Source organism: Hyphomonas sp. (assembly GCF_041689225.1).
In the GTDB taxonomy this organism is placed as follows: domain Bacteria; phylum Pseudomonadota; class Alphaproteobacteria; order Caulobacterales; family Hyphomonadaceae; genus Hyphomonas.
Map to the genome: position 1 here is coordinate 1 of NZ_JBDNGN010000150.1, position 14,371 is coordinate 14,371.

14 protein-coding genes and 1 pseudogene are annotated in these 14,371 nt (G+C 59.8%); 9 read left to right on the forward strand and 6 right to left on the reverse strand.

Annotated elements, in window-relative coordinates; all coding sequences use genetic code 11:
- Positions 1-679, forward strand: a pseudogene (locus ACESNB_RS14645) (IS630 family transposase); the annotation flags it as partial.
- Between the two features lie 12 nt (positions 680-691).
- Here ACESNB_RS14645 and ACESNB_RS14650 read toward each other — a convergent pair.
- Positions 692-1,861: an epoxide hydrolase family protein gene (locus ACESNB_RS14650; protein WP_373008595.1), complete on the reverse strand. Its 1,170-nt coding sequence runs from the start codon at positions 1,859-1,861 to the stop codon at positions 692-694.
- A gap of 68 nt (positions 1,862-1,929) precedes the next feature.
- On the reverse strand, positions 1,930-2,271 hold the full coding sequence (gene erpA, locus ACESNB_RS14655) for an iron-sulfur cluster insertion protein ErpA (protein ID WP_373008597.1): 342 nt from the start codon (positions 2,269-2,271) through the stop codon (positions 1,930-1,932).
- A gap of 27 nt (positions 2,272-2,298) precedes the next feature.
- Here erpA and ACESNB_RS14660 point away from each other — a divergent pair, with 27 nt between their 5' ends.
- The 6 genes from ACESNB_RS14660 (at position 2,299) to ACESNB_RS14685 (ending at position 8,800) form a co-directional block, all read left to right on the forward strand.
- Positions 2,299-3,471, forward strand: coding sequence for a deoxyguanosinetriphosphate triphosphohydrolase (locus ACESNB_RS14660; protein WP_373008599.1), 1,173 nt, complete (start codon positions 2,299-2,301; stop codon positions 3,469-3,471).
- Positions 3,472-3,602: 131 nt separating this feature from the next.
- Positions 3,603-4,463: an SPOR domain-containing protein gene (locus ACESNB_RS14665; protein WP_373008601.1), complete on the forward strand. Its 861-nt coding sequence runs from the start codon at positions 3,603-3,605 to the stop codon at positions 4,461-4,463.
- Positions 4,463-5,500, forward strand: coding sequence for a beta-N-acetylhexosaminidase (nagZ, locus tag ACESNB_RS14670; RefSeq protein ID WP_373008603.1), 1,038 nt, complete (start codon positions 4,463-4,465; stop codon positions 5,498-5,500). Before ACESNB_RS14665 ends, nagZ begins: the two co-directional genes overlap by 1 nt.
- Positions 5,497-6,330, forward strand: a complete 834-nt coding sequence (locus ACESNB_RS14675) for a ScpA family protein (RefSeq protein WP_373008605.1) — start codon at positions 5,497-5,499, stop codon at positions 6,328-6,330. Before nagZ ends, ACESNB_RS14675 begins: the two co-directional genes overlap by 4 nt.
- A 10-nt stretch (positions 6,331-6,340) precedes the next feature.
- The gene (scpB, locus tag ACESNB_RS14680) at positions 6,341-7,363 is read left to right on the forward strand and encodes an SMC-Scp complex subunit ScpB (protein WP_373008607.1); all 1,023 of its coding nucleotides are present in this window, start codon (positions 6,341-6,343) and stop codon (positions 7,361-7,363) included.
- A gap of 159 nt (positions 7,364-7,522) precedes the next feature.
- On the forward strand, positions 7,523-8,800 hold the full coding sequence (locus ACESNB_RS14685) for a hypothetical protein (RefSeq protein WP_373008609.1): 1,278 nt from the start codon (positions 7,523-7,525) through the stop codon (positions 8,798-8,800).
- A gap of 5 nt (positions 8,801-8,805) precedes the next feature.
- Here the strand turns inward: ACESNB_RS14685 and ACESNB_RS14690 are convergent, their stop codons facing one another.
- The 4 genes from ACESNB_RS14690 to ACESNB_RS14705 form a co-directional block, all read right to left on the reverse strand.
- Positions 8,806-9,414: a DUF1287 domain-containing protein gene (locus ACESNB_RS14690; protein ID WP_373008611.1), complete on the reverse strand. Its 609-nt coding sequence runs from the start codon at positions 9,412-9,414 to the stop codon at positions 8,806-8,808.
- 126 nt (positions 9,415-9,540) lie between these two features.
- Positions 9,541-10,212, reverse strand: a complete 672-nt coding sequence (locus ACESNB_RS14695; RefSeq protein ID WP_373008613.1) for a nitroreductase — start codon at positions 10,210-10,212, stop codon at positions 9,541-9,543.
- A gap of 67 nt (positions 10,213-10,279) precedes the next feature.
- The gene (locus ACESNB_RS14700; protein ID WP_373008616.1) at positions 10,280-11,611 is read right to left on the reverse strand and encodes a cytochrome P450; all 1,332 of its coding nucleotides are present in this window, start codon (positions 11,609-11,611) and stop codon (positions 10,280-10,282) included.
- Between the two features lie 118 nt (positions 11,612-11,729).
- Positions 11,730-12,218 (reverse strand): DUF2244 domain-containing protein, encoded by a 489-nt coding sequence (locus ACESNB_RS14705; protein ID WP_373008618.1) that lies wholly within the window; start codon positions 12,216-12,218, stop codon positions 11,730-11,732.
- A 57-nt stretch (positions 12,219-12,275) separates the two neighbouring features.
- Here ACESNB_RS14705 and nth point away from each other — a divergent pair, with 57 nt between their 5' ends.
- Entirely contained in the window at positions 12,276-13,028 is a 753-nt protein-coding gene (gene nth / locus ACESNB_RS14710; protein ID WP_373008620.1) for an endonuclease III, read from the forward strand.
- A gap of 103 nt (positions 13,029-13,131) precedes the next feature.
- Positions 13,132-13,905, forward strand: coding sequence for a YdiY family protein (locus ACESNB_RS14715; protein ID WP_373008622.1), 774 nt, complete (start codon positions 13,132-13,134; stop codon positions 13,903-13,905).
- The last annotated feature ends 466 nt before the right edge of the window (positions 13,906-14,371 follow it).

The following is a 14,371-nucleotide window of genomic DNA, read 5'->3' on the forward strand; positions in this document are numbered from 1 at the left end:
CACGGGTTGAAAGTGGCTCCGTCGAGTATCTCCCGTGTGCTGTGCGCACTCGGCTTTACATATAAAAAAAACGCTGCTGGCATCGGAACAAGAACGCGCTGATGTGAAAGCGGCACGGGCCGACTGGAAACACTATCGCCAGCCCGCTATGCAGGCCGAGCCGGGACGCCTTGTGTTCATCGACGAGACGTCAGTGAAGACAAATATGTGCCGCCTGAGGGGACGTTCTTTGCGCGGCACGCGCCTGAAGGCAAGCGCCCCCTTCGGAAAATGGGGCACACAGACCTTCATTGCCGGCTTGCGATGTGATGGGCTTTTTGCACCCTGGATCGTTGAAGGCGCAATAAATGGCGCAGCGTTCGACATCTATATCGAGACCCAGCTTGCCCCGCTCCTGCAGCCTGGCGACGTCGTGATCCTCGACAACCTCAATGTCCACAAAAGCCCGCGTGCCGCAGAGGCCCTCGCCGCTCGCGGCGCCTGGTTCCTCTTCCTTCCGAAATACTCCCCCGACCTCAATCCGATCGAGATGGCCTTCTCGAAACTGAAAGCTCACTTGCGAGCGGCAGCTGCCCGTACCTTTGACGACATCGTTAAAGCCGTCGGCGACATCTGCTCCCTCTTCACGCCCCAAGAATGCTGGAACTTCTTCAAGGCCATGAACTATGTTGCAGAGTAAGCGTACGGCGCTCTAGCCTGCCTTGCGGGCCCAGGCGCGCACATCCTCGACAAACAGGTCCGGCTTTTCCATTGCGGCGAAATGCCCGCCGCTGTCGATCTCGCTCCAGTGTGTGATGTTATAGGCGCGCTCGCACCAGCTGCGGGGCGGGGCGGGATAGACTGCCTCGCCTGGAAAGTTGGCAAAGCCCGTCGGCGTCTCGCACCGCTTGCCTTCCGGCAGGCTAGCGACGCCTTCCTGGAACAGAGCATTATAGTACCAGATGCTGGTCGCGATGGCGTCGTTGACGAGATAGATCATCACGTTCGTCAGCAACTGGTCTTTCGAATAGACGCTGAACAGGTCTCCATCCTCAAGGTCCGACCAGCCATGGAATTTCTCGATAATCCAGGCCGCCGTGCCCATCGGGGAATCCATCAGGGCCATGGCCAGCGTCTGCGGCTTGGTCGCGTGCTCCATAAAATAGGCGCCCTCGCGCTGCATCGCGGCTTGCGACGTGCCGAGCCAGTCGGTTTCTGCCTGGGTTTCTGGCACCGGCGGATTGGGCCGGAATCCGATCATGTTGAGATGGATGGCCTCGCAGCCGCCCTTGCCATCGATCGTGCCATGCTCATAGCCCAGCCATGAGGTGACCAGCCCGCCCCAGTCGCCGCCCTGCGCGAGATAGGTTTCGTAGCCCAGTACATCCTGCATCAGCGTGTTCCACAGCTTTGCTGTCGCCCGCTGGCCCATGGGCGAGGCCGGCTTCTCGGAAAAGCCATAGCCGGGCAGGGACGGGATGATCAGGTCGAACGCATCCTCGGCCTTGCCGCCATGCTTTGACGGATAGGCGAGCGGGCCGATCGCCTCCCAGAACTCGAAGACCGATCCCGGCCAGCCATGCGTCAGCAGGAGGGGGCGGCTGCCGCCCGCTTCGCCAACGACATGCACGAAGTGAATATCCATACCGTCCACGTCGGCCTTGTAGCTAGGGTATCGGTTGAGATCGGTCTCTGCCTCGCGCCAATCATAGCCTGTGAGCCAGTAGCGCTGCAGGTCCTTCATCACCGGTGTCGACATGCCATAGGCAAAGCCCTGCTCATTGGCGGGGGCCGGAAACCATTTGTAGTGTTCGACGCGTTCGCGGATCGCCTGGATCGTCTTGTCAGGAATATCGATTCGAAATGGTTTAGCTTTGGGCATGCGTGTGTCCTCCTGCGAGGTAATATAGGCGCAATGCCGATGTCAGGCGAGCCGGACGCAAGGGCAGGTCAGACGGAGAAGCTCGTCCCGCAGCCGCACCCAGCTGTTGCATTCGGATTGTTGATCTTGAACGCTGCGCCGATCAGTTCCGTGGAAAAGTCGATCTCTGCGCCGCGCAGGAATTCGAGGCTCATCTCGTCGATCAGCACATGTGCGCCGTCCCGCTCGACGATCAGGTCGCCCGCATTCACGGCCTCGGCAAAGTCGAACTTGTAGGAGAAGCCGGAACATCCCCCTCCTTCGACAGAGACGCGCAGGAAGTCCACGCCGTCCTGTTTTGTCAGAATTGCAGTAATCCGCTTGGCAGCGGAGGCGGACAGGGTCACATCAGGGACTGTTACGGTGCTCATAGGAACAACATAGGGACGAATTGGTCGATGGAAAAGAGAGCCGTGTTTGCAACCCGCTTCGAAGACAGTCGGGGACGCTATTTTGATGAGGCGCCATCTGCCACCCGCACACCATTCCAGCGTGACCGCGACAGGATCGTCCATTCAACGGCGTTTCGGCGCCTGAAGCAGAAAACACAGGTATTTGTGGCCCATGAGGGCGACCATTACCGCACACGCCTCACACATTCCCTGGAAGTTGCCCAGATTGCCCGCAGCGTCGCCCGCACCCTTGGCCTCGATGAGGATCTCGCCGAAGCGATGGCGCTGGCACACGATCTCGGTCATCCGCCGTTCGGCCATGCCGGCGAGGACCAGTTGGACGCGTGCATGAAGGCCTATGACGGCTTTGATCACAACGCCCAGACGCTGCGCATCGTGACCAAGCTGGAAGTGCGCTATCCGGGCTTTGAAGGCCTGAACCTGAGCTGGGAAATGCTCGAGGGCCTCGTCAAGCACAATGGCCCGGTGACGGGTCCGGACACGCCGATCAGCAGCCTGCCTGCCGCTTTCCGCGACTTTCATCACCTGGCCGACCTAGAACCTGACCAGTTTGCTGGCCCCGAAGCGCAGGTCGCTGCCCTGTCGGACGACATCGCCTATAATAACCACGATATCGACGATGGCATCGCCTCAGGCCTGTTTACGATTGATGACCTGATGGACATTCCCGTTGTCGGCGAGCAATTTCGCGGTGTTCGTATCGAATACCCCCAGCTGAGCGACCGCATGGTCACCTACGAGGCTGTTCGGCGTCTCATTGGGGTCTGGATCAACGACCTCACGGACGAGACCCGTCGGCGCATCAAGCTCCACAAGCCTGCCAGTGCGTCCGACGTGCGCGCCATGGACGTGCCGCTGGTGGCATTCTCGGCCGAACTGGAAGCCCGTCAGCGCGCGCTCAGGGCCTTCCTCTACGAACGCATGTACAAGCACTACAAGGTCAATCGCATGCGCAGCCAGGCGAAGCGCCTTCTGGCCGACCTGTTCAGCATCTTTCTCGCCGAACCCGAGACTCTGCCGCCGCCCTGGCGCCACGATGCGGAACAGGTTCCAGAAGCGCGGCGCGCCCGCATCGTCTGTGACTATATTGCGGGCATGACCGATACGTTCGCCATGGAAGAACATAGGCGTCTTTTCGACGCCAGTGGCATGCGCTGACGGCCCTTTTTGCGCCTTTCTCACATCATCAGCGGCTGTGCGAGTCTGTGGAAAAGCCTTGATGTTCAAGCGTCATTAACGAAACGCCCTCTAATATTAACCTCAGAGAACAATACTGAAGGAAGTATTCCATGGGCAGATCACGAAGCGAGAGGGGCAACTACGCGCCTTTTGACGACGACTACCGGGGATTCGAGATCCGCGATGATGAAACGGCCCGCGGCCCGCTGATCCTGGCGCTCGCTATCGGCGTGCTGCTGGTTTTTGGCGCTGTGGTCTGGAACACTTACCGGCAAGGCGTGCGCTCCAGCGGTGCTGGAATTCCCAGTGTCATTGCAGATGCGCAGCCCTACAAGCGAACGCCGGAGGATCGTGGCGGCGTCGCGGTGCCCGACACTGACAAGCGCTTCTATGATCAGATGGATGCGTCTGACCGGCCCGAATCCGCAGACACAGGCATTGCCGATTTCGAAGATGCCCGCAGCACGGAATTCCTCCAGGGTGGGCCGCCCATTGAGTTGCGGCCGGGCATCGAATCAGACGCGGCGAATGAAACGGATCCTGAAAATGGCATGCCGAACATCGTCGCAGACCAGGTCCGCGCCCTCGCCAATCTCGACGAACGCCCTGCCGAATCGGACGAAGACATCGAGATCGCTTCGACAAACCCCGCGCCCATGCCGATCGCTGCCGGGCCCATGGTAACCTCGCAAGCAATGTCAGAGTTCGAATTCCGCGATAATGGCGCTTTCCTCGTGCAAATTGCAGCTTTTCGTTCAGAGGAAGCGGCCGAATCGGCCTGGCGCAAGGCGTCCGGCTCCCGCCCTGATATTTACCAGGGAGCATCGAAACATATCCAGCGGGCCGATCTCGGCGCCAAAGGTGTGTTTTACCGCTTGCGCGTGGGCGCTTTTGCCGAAAGATCGGAGGCAACGGCCTTCTGCACAGCGCTGAAGTCAGCGGGTGAAAACTGCATTGTGGTGACTGGATAGTGACGAAAGCTTGCATCCTTAGCGTCTTCGGTCCGAGACTGACTCCGGGTGAACGGATCCTCTTTTCCGCGCACGATCCGTGGGGTGTTATCCTCATGGGCCGCTCATGTGTGTCGAAACCCCAGATCCGCCAGCTTGTTGCTGACATATGGGACGCGACAGGCCGAGCAACGCTGATCTTCATTGACCAGGAAGGTGGCCGCGTGGCCCGCCTAAAGGCGCCGGAATGGCCGCTTTTTCCGCGCGGTGAAGACTATGCAATGATCTACCAGGCAGACCGGGAACGTGGACTCGAAGCCGCATGGCTTGGCCATCGCCTGATGGCGGCAGAACTCGCGTCCTTGTCGATCCACGCGGACTGTGCCCCCGTGGTCGATTTACCTGTGCCCGGTGCCCATGACGTGATCGGCGACCGGGCTTTCGGCACTGAACCTGATCAGGTCGCAGACCTTGCCCGTGCAGCCCTCAAAGGGCTGGCAGATGGCGGTGTGGCCGGCGTTGTGAAGCATATTCCCGGCCACGGACGCTCGATGTCCGACAGCCATCTGGAACTGCCGCGCGTCACAGCTGGCGACAATGAACTCGCCAAGGATTTTGACGTTTTTGCGCGCCTCGCGGATGCCCCGATGGCGATGACTGCCCATATCGCTTACGACGCCATCGATCCGGGCGTCGCAGCCACCCTGTCACCAAAGCTTATTCAGGGCATCATTCGCGAGCGAATCGGGTTTGATGGCTTGCTGATGACGGATGATCTGGGGATGAAGGCTCTGGGCGGCAGCCTGAAGACGCGTGCAGACGGAGCGATTGCTGCCGGCTGTGACGTGCTGCTGCATTGTTCGGGCTTCCTGAAAGAGGCCAACTCCATCCTCGCCGAAATGACCGAAGTCGCTGAAGCGTCGCCTGTGCTCGCCGGAAAAGCGCGAGCGCGCGCTGAACGTGCCGAAGCCTTGTCGACAGCCGAGATGCCGTTCGACGGACAAGCTGGCTGGGCCCGATTCCACGAACTCTTCCCTGAATTCAGGGCGATGGCATGAGCGTTGACGCCATTTCCATCGATGCGCTGTCGGCTGACGCGCAAGACGCCGAAGCGGGCGATATCTTCCGCGTGGACGTGGATGGTTTTGAAGGCCCGCTACATCTCTTGCTGGAACTGGCCCAGCGCCAGAAGGTCGATCTTCTACACCTGTCTATCCTCGATCTGGCAATCCAGTACCTCGGCTTTATCGAGGACGCGAAATCGAAACGTATGGATCTCGCTGCCGACTATTTGCTGATGGCATCCTGGCTCGCATTCATGAAGTCGCGCCTCCTGTTGCCGAAACCGGAGAAGCCCGACGAAGACGAGCCATCCGGCGAAGAAATGGCTGAACGGCTGGCGTTCCGCCTCAAGCGTCTCGACGCTATGCGAACAGCCGTTCTTGAACTCGAATCCGGCCCGGTCCTCAACAATGTGATTTTCCTGCGTGGCCTTCCGGAACAGCCCCGCGTGGTGAAGCATACCGAATTCAAGGCGTCGCTCTACGACCTGACTCAGGCGTTCGGCACCATCCGCGACCGCAAGGAACAGGAGGCACCGCACAGGATCGAGCAGCAACTTGTCCTGCCGCTGGAACTGGCGCGTACAACGCTCCGTGCCCTTCGTGCACAATTGACTCAATGGTCGAGCCTGGACGAAATTCGCACCACGATGACCGACGTCGATCCGTTGTTGCCACCGCGGTCTGTGACCGCCAGCGTGTTTGCGGCAGCACTTGAACTCGCCCGTGATGGCGAAGTCGATGTGCGCCAGGACGCCCACTTTGCGCCACTTTACCTACGTAATGCAGGAACCAACCCCGGGGAGGGCAGGGATGCAACCGCTTGAGAAGTTTGAAATGATCCAAGATTCACCAGAAGAGACGCGGGATCCCTTGGCCCAGTTGTCCTTCGCCTACAAACGGTCCGAAGCGGAACTCGCGGGCGGCGTCGAGGAGGCCCTGTCTGAGGGTATCCGGCGCGCCGAGGCAGTTCTGTTCGCTGCGGGTGAACCGCTGTCGGCTGAACAGATCGCTGAAATCCTGCCGCACGGCGTCGAGTCGGGCGAAGTGCTGATGGCGCTGCGCGCCATGTACGCCAATCGCGGTGTGAACCTGGTTGAAGTCGCCAATAAGTGGCGCTTCCAGACGGCCACAGACCTTACCTATCTCTTCGTCGAAGAGCGTCAGGTCCAGAAGAAGCTCGGACAGGCTGCGCTCGAGACGCTTGCCATCATTGCCTATGGCCAGCCGGTGACGCGCGCCGAAGTCGAGGCCGTTCGCGGCGTGGCGGTTGCGAAGACGACGATCGACACGCTGATGGAAGCCGGCTGGGTCAAGATCAAGGGCCGGCGCAAGACGCCGGGCCAGCCCATGACCTATGGCACCACCGATGCCTTCCTTGAGCATTTCGGCCTCGAAAGCCTCGACACTTTGCCGGGCAAGGCCGACCTTGCGGCGGAGGGATTGCTGTCAGACGTCATCCCGTCCGGCGTCCAGATGCCGGACGAGGAAGCGCTCAACGAGGAAGACGTTCTCATTCAGGACGCATCTGATGTCGAAGCCATCGATGCCTTCGTGACGGACTATATGGACGAAGAAGACGCGCCTGCGACGGAAGTCGAAGCCGCTTCTGAAGCGATGATAGAGGATGTCCCTGCAGAAAATGCGGATGAAGCGCTCGCGGTCGCCGACACGCAGGACGAAGAGGATGAGGCGGACGACAGCGCCGTCAGCGTCTTCGCCTATCTCAAGCCGCGTCCGCGTGCCACCGAATACGAGGATGAGTTCGATCGCGCCCGCGTCAAGGCGGCCGTTATCCAGCTTGCTGCCACACCGCGTGAACCGGAACGGCCCATGACCGATTGGGACGATGAGGAATAAGCGTCACGCATTTGAGACGTGACCGTGCAAACGATCGGGCAGAGGGTGTGAGCTGGACGCAGGCGACGGTGCAAGGCGGGTACATTCAACCGCTCAGGCGGGCATGATATTTTTTTGCATGCCCGTTGGTCACGAGGGCAAGAGGCGGGGGATGCAATCATGACAGTGGCTATGGAGCGCCAGGCTGCCCGTACGGTCTCCGCACGGGAAATCGGCTGCTTCCTGCTCCTTTTTGTCGTTCTGCTCGCGCCGGCACTCATCAACGCGTTTCCCCTCGTCATGGAAGACTCCATTGCCTATTCCGGTCAGGGGCCTCACTGGATGCGCGGAAAATCCGCAGCTGTTCTGGTCGCCCTTCCTTACAGGCTTGCGGGTTACTGGGCGCTTCCCCTGATTAATTGCGCCATGAATGCGGCGGCGTGGATTCTCCTGCTCCGCATATTCTCAATCCGGCCGAACCCGTTTCTTGTCCTCCTGTTGGCGTGCGCCAGTCTCCAGCCACTTTATGCAAGCGCCGTCCTGGTCGATGCCTGGTTCTTCCCGGCGGTCGTGCTGTTGCTATCGGCTGGCAGGTTGCCGCCGGTTTTTGTCGGTGCGCTCGCCGGCCTCCTTCTGTCCAGTCACGGCTCCGGACATGTCATGGCGTGTGTTTTTGCCATCCTGGCGGCAGGTCTGTGCAGGTCGCACCGGCTGGTGCTTGCCGCTTTGGTGGCTGCCATTGTCGCCTTTGGATTCAATCTTCTTCTGGACTCCGCCTACGCCACGAACCAGCCGCGTCTGGCGAAGACATTTCCGGCGGCGCGTGCCTTTTCCGTCCAGCCTGAACTACTGTCGCGCGAGGCCGAACGGTCAGGGGACCCGATGATGGCAGAAGCCGCAGGGATTCTTCGCGAGCTGGAGAAAGACCCGGCCTTGAGCGCGCGCCGCGACCTGTTTTGGGATATCTGGAAACAAACCGAGGGTCGTTTCGACCTGGCGAAGTTCGAACAGGAACATGCCGGTTCCATCATACGTGACGCGTTCGTCTATCGCCCCTTCGGGCTCCTGCTTTCGATCGGGACGGATTATGCCAGCTTCTATGGTCCCGATACCCGGTTGGATTTTCAGCCGGTCCTCTCCGAACCTTTCCCATCCGGCTTTGACGCATCCTTGCAGGCCGAAGGGTTTTTCATGGCGCCCGCCGTCCGCCACGTCGCGACCGCCTTGCGCTACGCCTGTTATCTGGCGTTTCTCGTATCGCTGTGGTTCGGTTGGCGCGTGGCGCCAGCCAGCTTGCGCAAGGTGATTGCCGGCGCGGTACTCCTGCTGATAGCCAACGATGCCATGTTCGCTATCCTGTCCGGGCCGCCCGACCGCTATCATCATCGCGCCCTGCCTTTGTTGGCCGCAGCCGCACTTCTGCTCCTGTCGCGGCGCCGGGCAATCAAGCCGCTTTAAGCGCTTTACGTCGCGACGGTTGGCTCGAACCTAAAGCGACGCTCATCGTCGAACTGGCCAAGAATATCGTCCTCGGCGGTTCCCGCGCCGATATTGTGAATCACATAATTATGGCCCATCGGCGTCACCTTGTTCGAAACGATGCCGATATGCGGCAGCCGCCCATTCAGTCGCATCGTGTAGATATCGCCTGCCTGCCATTCGGACAGCGAAGTGGGTACGGTAAGTTCTGTTCCATGCCGACGCAAATAGGTTTCCAAGTTCGGCACCCGGCGATGGTCGATATTCCTGTCCGGCCGCGTCAGGCCCCATATGTTTGGGTACGTGTTGAACGCTGCGGCCATATCGTCATGGACCGCTGATTGCAGGTCGAAGGCAAAGGCATCGCGATACGCCCTGACGACGACATCGGTGCAGACGCCGCGCTCGCGGGGAACGTCACCATTCGGGTAGGCGAGACTGACATAGGCCGGGTCGTAAGCGCGCGTGATTCCGATCTGGCTGCGCGCCGCGACGATGAGCCGGGACTCCCAGGGGATCAGGCGCTCGCCAAGGACGCTCGGAACGAGGGGCAGGGCCACAAGGCCGGAGAGTGCGGCGCGTCGTGTGATCATCGCCTGAAAGGATCATCCCGATGCGGCAGGATTAGGTCAAAAATGGTGCGCAATGGGGCTGGCTGTGGACCTGCCACCCCCTTGCACCCCGCGGGTCAACGGCGCCAACCCCCGCAGGCCACCCCGTCAGAACCCCTTCAAAACCGCAATCTCGTCGATATCAGCCCGCTCCGCGCGCAGCGAATTGACCGGATGATCGGCGTCTGGAATACCAACGGCCATGCCGCACCAGACCATTTCGTGCTCGCCCAAATCGAAATGTTCCTTCAGCATCGGACGGAGTATTCCCCAGCATTCCTGCATGCATGTCCCCCATCCGCGCTCTTCCGCGAGCAGGGACAGCGTCTGCAGATACATGCCCGTATGGCCCCATTGGCCGTGGCCCATCCGCTCGTCAATCACAATGAATACGGCGACCGGCGCGCCAAAGAAGCGGAAATTATTGGCAAACCAGGCGATGCGTTCGGCGCGGTCAACCTTGGGGATATCCAGCACATCATACATCATCTCTCCGACACGCCTCCGGCGCGCTTCATGCGGCTGCCACAGGTCCTTGGGATAGATCGGCCGGTCCGTCGGCTGTCCCGCCGGGCTGTCTTTCAGCACGCCAGCGGCCTTGCCAATCACCTCATCTCTGGCATCCCCTGTCACCACAATCACCCGCCACGGCTGCGTATTCCCACCCGAAGGCGCGCGCTGCGCAGCGGTCAGCCAGTCGCGGATGTCGGCTTCGGACAAGGGATCTGGTTTGAAGGCGCGCGTTGATATGCGTTGCGCGACGGCTGTTGAAACATCCATGAAAAAAGCCTCCCATCAGGATATGATGGGAGGCTTATCAGGCTTTGCGCGGCGTCAGCCAACACGCTTATTTCGGGTGGCAGATCACCGGCATCCACGTGTAGCCCTTTACGAAGGCACCGGATGTGAACGATGGCTCGTCCAGCACTTCTATATGGCTGAAGCGTTCCATGATTTCCTGCCAGAGAATCTGCAGCTGCAGTTCGGCAAGACGGTTGCCGACGCAACGGTGGATGCCGAAGCCGAACGAGATATGCCGACGGGCGTTTTCGCGGTCGATGATGAAGTCGTTCGGGTGATCCCAGAACCGCTCGTCGCGGTTGCCGGAGACATACCACATGGCGATCTGGTCGCCCTTGTGGATCGTCTTGCCGTGCATTTCCACGTCTTCCAGCGCTGTGCGGCGCATGAAGGCGAGGGGGGTCTGCCAGCGGATCGTTTCCGATACCATGTTCGGGATCAGCGACGGATCGGCCTTCAGCTTCTCGTACTCGGACGGGAATTTATTGAGCGCGTAGACCGATCCGGTCATCGAATTGCGGGTCGTGTCATTACCGCCGACGATCAGCAGGATCACGTTGCCCAGCAGTTCCATGGGAGTCAGGTTGCTGGTCTTCTCACCATGGGCGAGCAGGCTGATCAGGTCGTTCTTGACCGGGGCGGCCTGACGTTCCTGGTACAAGCCCATGAACGCGGTCAGGCATTCCATCATTTCCTGCTTCCACTGCACCTCGCCGCCAGGGCAGATGTCGGGATTGTTCATATTTGTGGCGATATCCGACCAGCGGGTCAGGTCGCGCCGACGTTCGAATGGATAGTCGAACAGGGTTGCCAGCATCATCGTCGTCAGTTCGATCGACACTTTGTCGACCCAGTCGAAGGGCTCGCCGACAGGCAGGGAATCCAGCAGGCCCTGGGTCCGCGAACGGATCAGGGGCTCGTAATCCTTGAGCATGTTCGGCGCGACGGCTGGCTGGACCGTACGGCGCTGCTCGGCATGGCGCGGTTCGTCCATGGCGATGAACATCGGCATCTCGAAATCTTCGAGCGGCTGGCCAAGCGTGATGCCGCCATGTTCCCAGCTGGACGAGAAGCGTTTGTGATCGACATCAATGGCCATGATGTCTTCGTAACGTGTCACCGACCAGTAGGGGCCGACAAAGCTGTCCGGTGTGAAGTGCAGCGGGTCTTCATTCCGCAGGCGCTCCAGACGGTCCCAGTACTTGCCCTGGCGCCAGATTTCGGGATCGACAAAGTCGAACGTTTCGATGTCGAGTGTCGAGGCTGGCGGCACCTCTTCACCCACCCGGAGATAGCCGGGGTGAAGCGGCTCGCGATCCGAGACTTTCGGACGTTCGAGTGCGGGATGGTCAAAGGTCTGTGCTGTATCGGCAGCCATGTTTCTTCCTCCGGTGCGTCCCCCTATGGGGCCCCAAATTTGATGTCCCGATCAAGTTACCATGGCCAGGATGAAAAAACCATGACGCATGCGTCATTTATTTTTGGTGACCATGAATTCAGGCCGGATAACGTTCTGCGCGGGCATTTTGGAGCGCTGTGCGGATCGCGATGGACAGCGACTTTCGCTCGGGGCAGGTCAGGAACCGACCGATCACATAGGCCGTCCGACCGTGCTCGATTCGCAACCAGCTTGTCGGGCTGAGGGGTTCATCAAGCTCTACCCGCGTGAACGCCGCAGGGAACTCGACGCTTTTTTCGGATCCGTCCGCTGCCCGATGGCACAGATGCATCGACTTTGCTGTCACGGTGACGCGCGTCTGCTCGCGTTGTCGCCGGAATGACGCTCGAAACGCAATATAGACCGCCAGCGCATCAAGCCCGAAAAATCCGGCAACCGGAAAGGCGCCCATGGACAAGAACCCCACGCCGCATGCGAAGCTGGCGACACCGACGACCGTCATCAAAACCGCAAGACCGCGCGGACTGAGTGACCGGTTCGGTGTCAGCAAGGCATCGAAGTAGATGACGTCGTGAGTTTCGCTCATAAAATAATATTAGTCGCGACCTTGCGCGACGCAAAGTGCGACTTAAACACCTCCATCATGCCTGATAAGAAATCCCTCCTGTCCCCGCGCAAGAAAAAGCGGGCACCCAGAACCTTTGGCCAGGCGCGCGCGACGGAACTCTATGAGGCGCTTGCGCAGGACAGACCCGACCCGCGCACGGAGCTGAACTTCACGAGCCCGTTCACACTTGTCGTCGCTGTGGCATTGTCAGCGCAGGCGACAGACGTAGGCGTCAACAAGGCGACCGCCAGACTGTTCGCCATCGCCGATACGCCCGAGAAAATGTTGGCTCTGGGAGAAGAAGGGGTAGCCGATCACATCCGCACGATCGGCTTGTGGCGGAACAAGGCAAAGAACGTCATCGCGCTGAGCCATATGCTGATAGAGACGTTCGATGGCATCGTGCCGAACACGCTTGACGCATTGCAGCAATTGCCCGGCGTTGGCCGGAAAACGGCAAATGTTGTGCTGAATGAAGCCTTCGGCGTTCCGACGATCGCCGTGGACACGCACGTGTTTCGCGTGTCGAATCGTACCGGCCTCGCGCCTGGGAAAACGCCTGAGCAGGTCGAAGCCGGATTGGAGCGGACGACCCCGGTGCAATTCAAACATGGCGCGCATCACTGGCTGATCCTGCACGGCCGCTATGTCTGCAAGGCGCAAACGCCGGAATGCTGGCACTGCGCCATCGCGCACCTGTGTAAATACACGCCCAAGACGCCTGATCCTGCGACCGTCTCGAAATTGGGGCCCCTGAGCAAAGCCCCGCCGCGCAAAACTGGAATGTGACATATCTGCCAGCCGATTCGCCTGCCACCAGCTGGCCACAATTCCATAACGTCTTGGTCACGAAATGCCGCGAAACGGGTCTCCGAAAAGAAAGAGTCACGCCATGTCCACACTCAACTTCCCGTTACTTGTTGTCGCCTTATCCAGCGCCGCAATGCTTGCCGGAAATGCGGCTGTCGCCCAGGAAAAAGACGGCTGGACCGGCGAAGCCTCATTCAGTGCCGGCCATACGACCGGGAACACAGATACCACCGACGTGGGGCTTGGCATTGATGTCGCGCGTGAGCAGGGTGTCTGGACTTACGAATTCGTGGCTGACGGTGAATATGGCGAGCAGGATGGTGTCGAGAGCCGGAACCGTTATTTCCTTTCCGGAGATGTCGATCGCCTGCTTGACGAAAAGCTGATTGCATTCGGCCGAACGTCATATGAAGTCGACCAGTTCACAGGTTTCGACAGCCGCTCATTCGTGGGTGGTGGCCTTGGCTATCACATTTATGATGGTGAACAGATCAAATGGACTGTGCGAGGTGGTCCGGGTGTCAAGATCGACGAGGTGAAACGCTCCATCATAACGGATTCTCTGGGGGCAGCGCTTATCGTTCCGGCAGAAACCGTTTCGTCGTTCGGTGCAGTTGCCAGATCTGCGTTTGGCTACAAGTTCAATGACAATGTCGATTTCACTAACGAGACGGACGTTCTGTATGGTGACACGTCGACTCAAATCGAAAATATGGTCGCGCTGACAGCGTCTGTTTCGACCTCCATATCAGCCCGCGTGTCATACAATGTCCGCTATGATACGAACCCCGCAGACGGCTTTGAGGATACGGACACGGCCCTGAAGGTCGCGCTTGTCTACGGCTTCGGCCAGTAAACCGGCTAGCGAGAGAAGTCCGGCCGCCAGCGCATCGAAACGAAGAAGTTATAGCTGCGGTTAATGCCGTTGATGTCCCCGATATTGGACTCGACAGCCTGGTCCGAGACCGACAAACGGGCGCAGTTTCTTTTCGGGTCGGAAATCCCGGAACAGGTGTAGGCCGAGCGCATGCGAATCGAAATCGCCTCGGGCGGTCAACGCTCCGTTCAGCCCGGTGGTCTTGGCCCAACGCCGCGAATATTCTGCTTCGACGCGCCAGACGTCCGAAAACCTGTACCCCATAGCGCCGCCGAATTCCCGGCTCGCGGACAAATGAAGATTGAGAGGTGGCTCGGGAAAACTGAACAGGGTGGTTAGGTGAGATTTCTGCCTGCAGATCGGCTATTTTGCCGAACACAGGAGACGACCCATGCCCAGACGACCCCGCCGGAACCACAGCCCGGCTTTCAAAGCGAAGGTGGCC

Bases quoted from the DNA above. Each gene is read 5' to 3' on its own strand.
- scpB (WP_373008607.1), top strand. From the start codon at position 6,341: ATGATCCAAGATTCACCAGAAGAGACGCGGGATCCCTTGGCCCAGTTG.
- ACESNB_RS14690 (WP_373008611.1), bottom strand. From the start codon at position 9,414: ATGATCACACGACGCGCCGCACTCTCCGGCCTTGTGGCCCTGCCCCTC.
- ACESNB_RS14705 (WP_373008618.1), bottom strand. From the start codon at position 12,218: ATGAGCGAAACTCACGACGTCATCTACTTCGATGCCTTGCTGACACCG.
- ACESNB_RS14685 (WP_373008609.1), top strand. From the start codon at position 7,523: ATGACAGTGGCTATGGAGCGCCAGGCTGCCCGTACGGTCTCCGCACGG.
- ACESNB_RS14695 (WP_373008613.1), bottom strand. From the start codon at position 10,212: ATGGATGTTTCAACAGCCGTCGCGCAACGCATATCAACGCGCGCCTTC.
- ACESNB_RS14700 (WP_373008616.1), bottom strand. From the start codon at position 11,611: ATGGCTGCCGATACAGCACAGACCTTTGACCATCCCGCACTCGAACGT.
- ACESNB_RS14675 (WP_373008605.1), top strand. From the start codon at position 5,497: ATGAGCGTTGACGCCATTTCCATCGATGCGCTGTCGGCTGACGCGCAA.
- erpA (WP_373008597.1), bottom strand. From the start codon at position 2,271: ATGAGCACCGTAACAGTCCCTGATGTGACCCTGTCCGCCTCCGCTGCC.
- ACESNB_RS14715 (WP_373008622.1), top strand. From the start codon at position 13,132: ATGTCCACACTCAACTTCCCGTTACTTGTTGTCGCCTTATCCAGCGCC.
- nth (WP_373008620.1), top strand. From the start codon at position 12,276: ATGCCTGATAAGAAATCCCTCCTGTCCCCGCGCAAGAAAAAGCGGGCA.
- ACESNB_RS14650 (WP_373008595.1), bottom strand. From the start codon at position 1,861: ATGCCCAAAGCTAAACCATTTCGAATCGATATTCCTGACAAGACGATC.
- ACESNB_RS14665 (WP_373008601.1), top strand. From the start codon at position 3,603: ATGGGCAGATCACGAAGCGAGAGGGGCAACTACGCGCCTTTTGACGAC.
- ACESNB_RS14660 (WP_373008599.1), top strand. From the start codon at position 2,299: ATGGAAAAGAGAGCCGTGTTTGCAACCCGCTTCGAAGACAGTCGGGGA.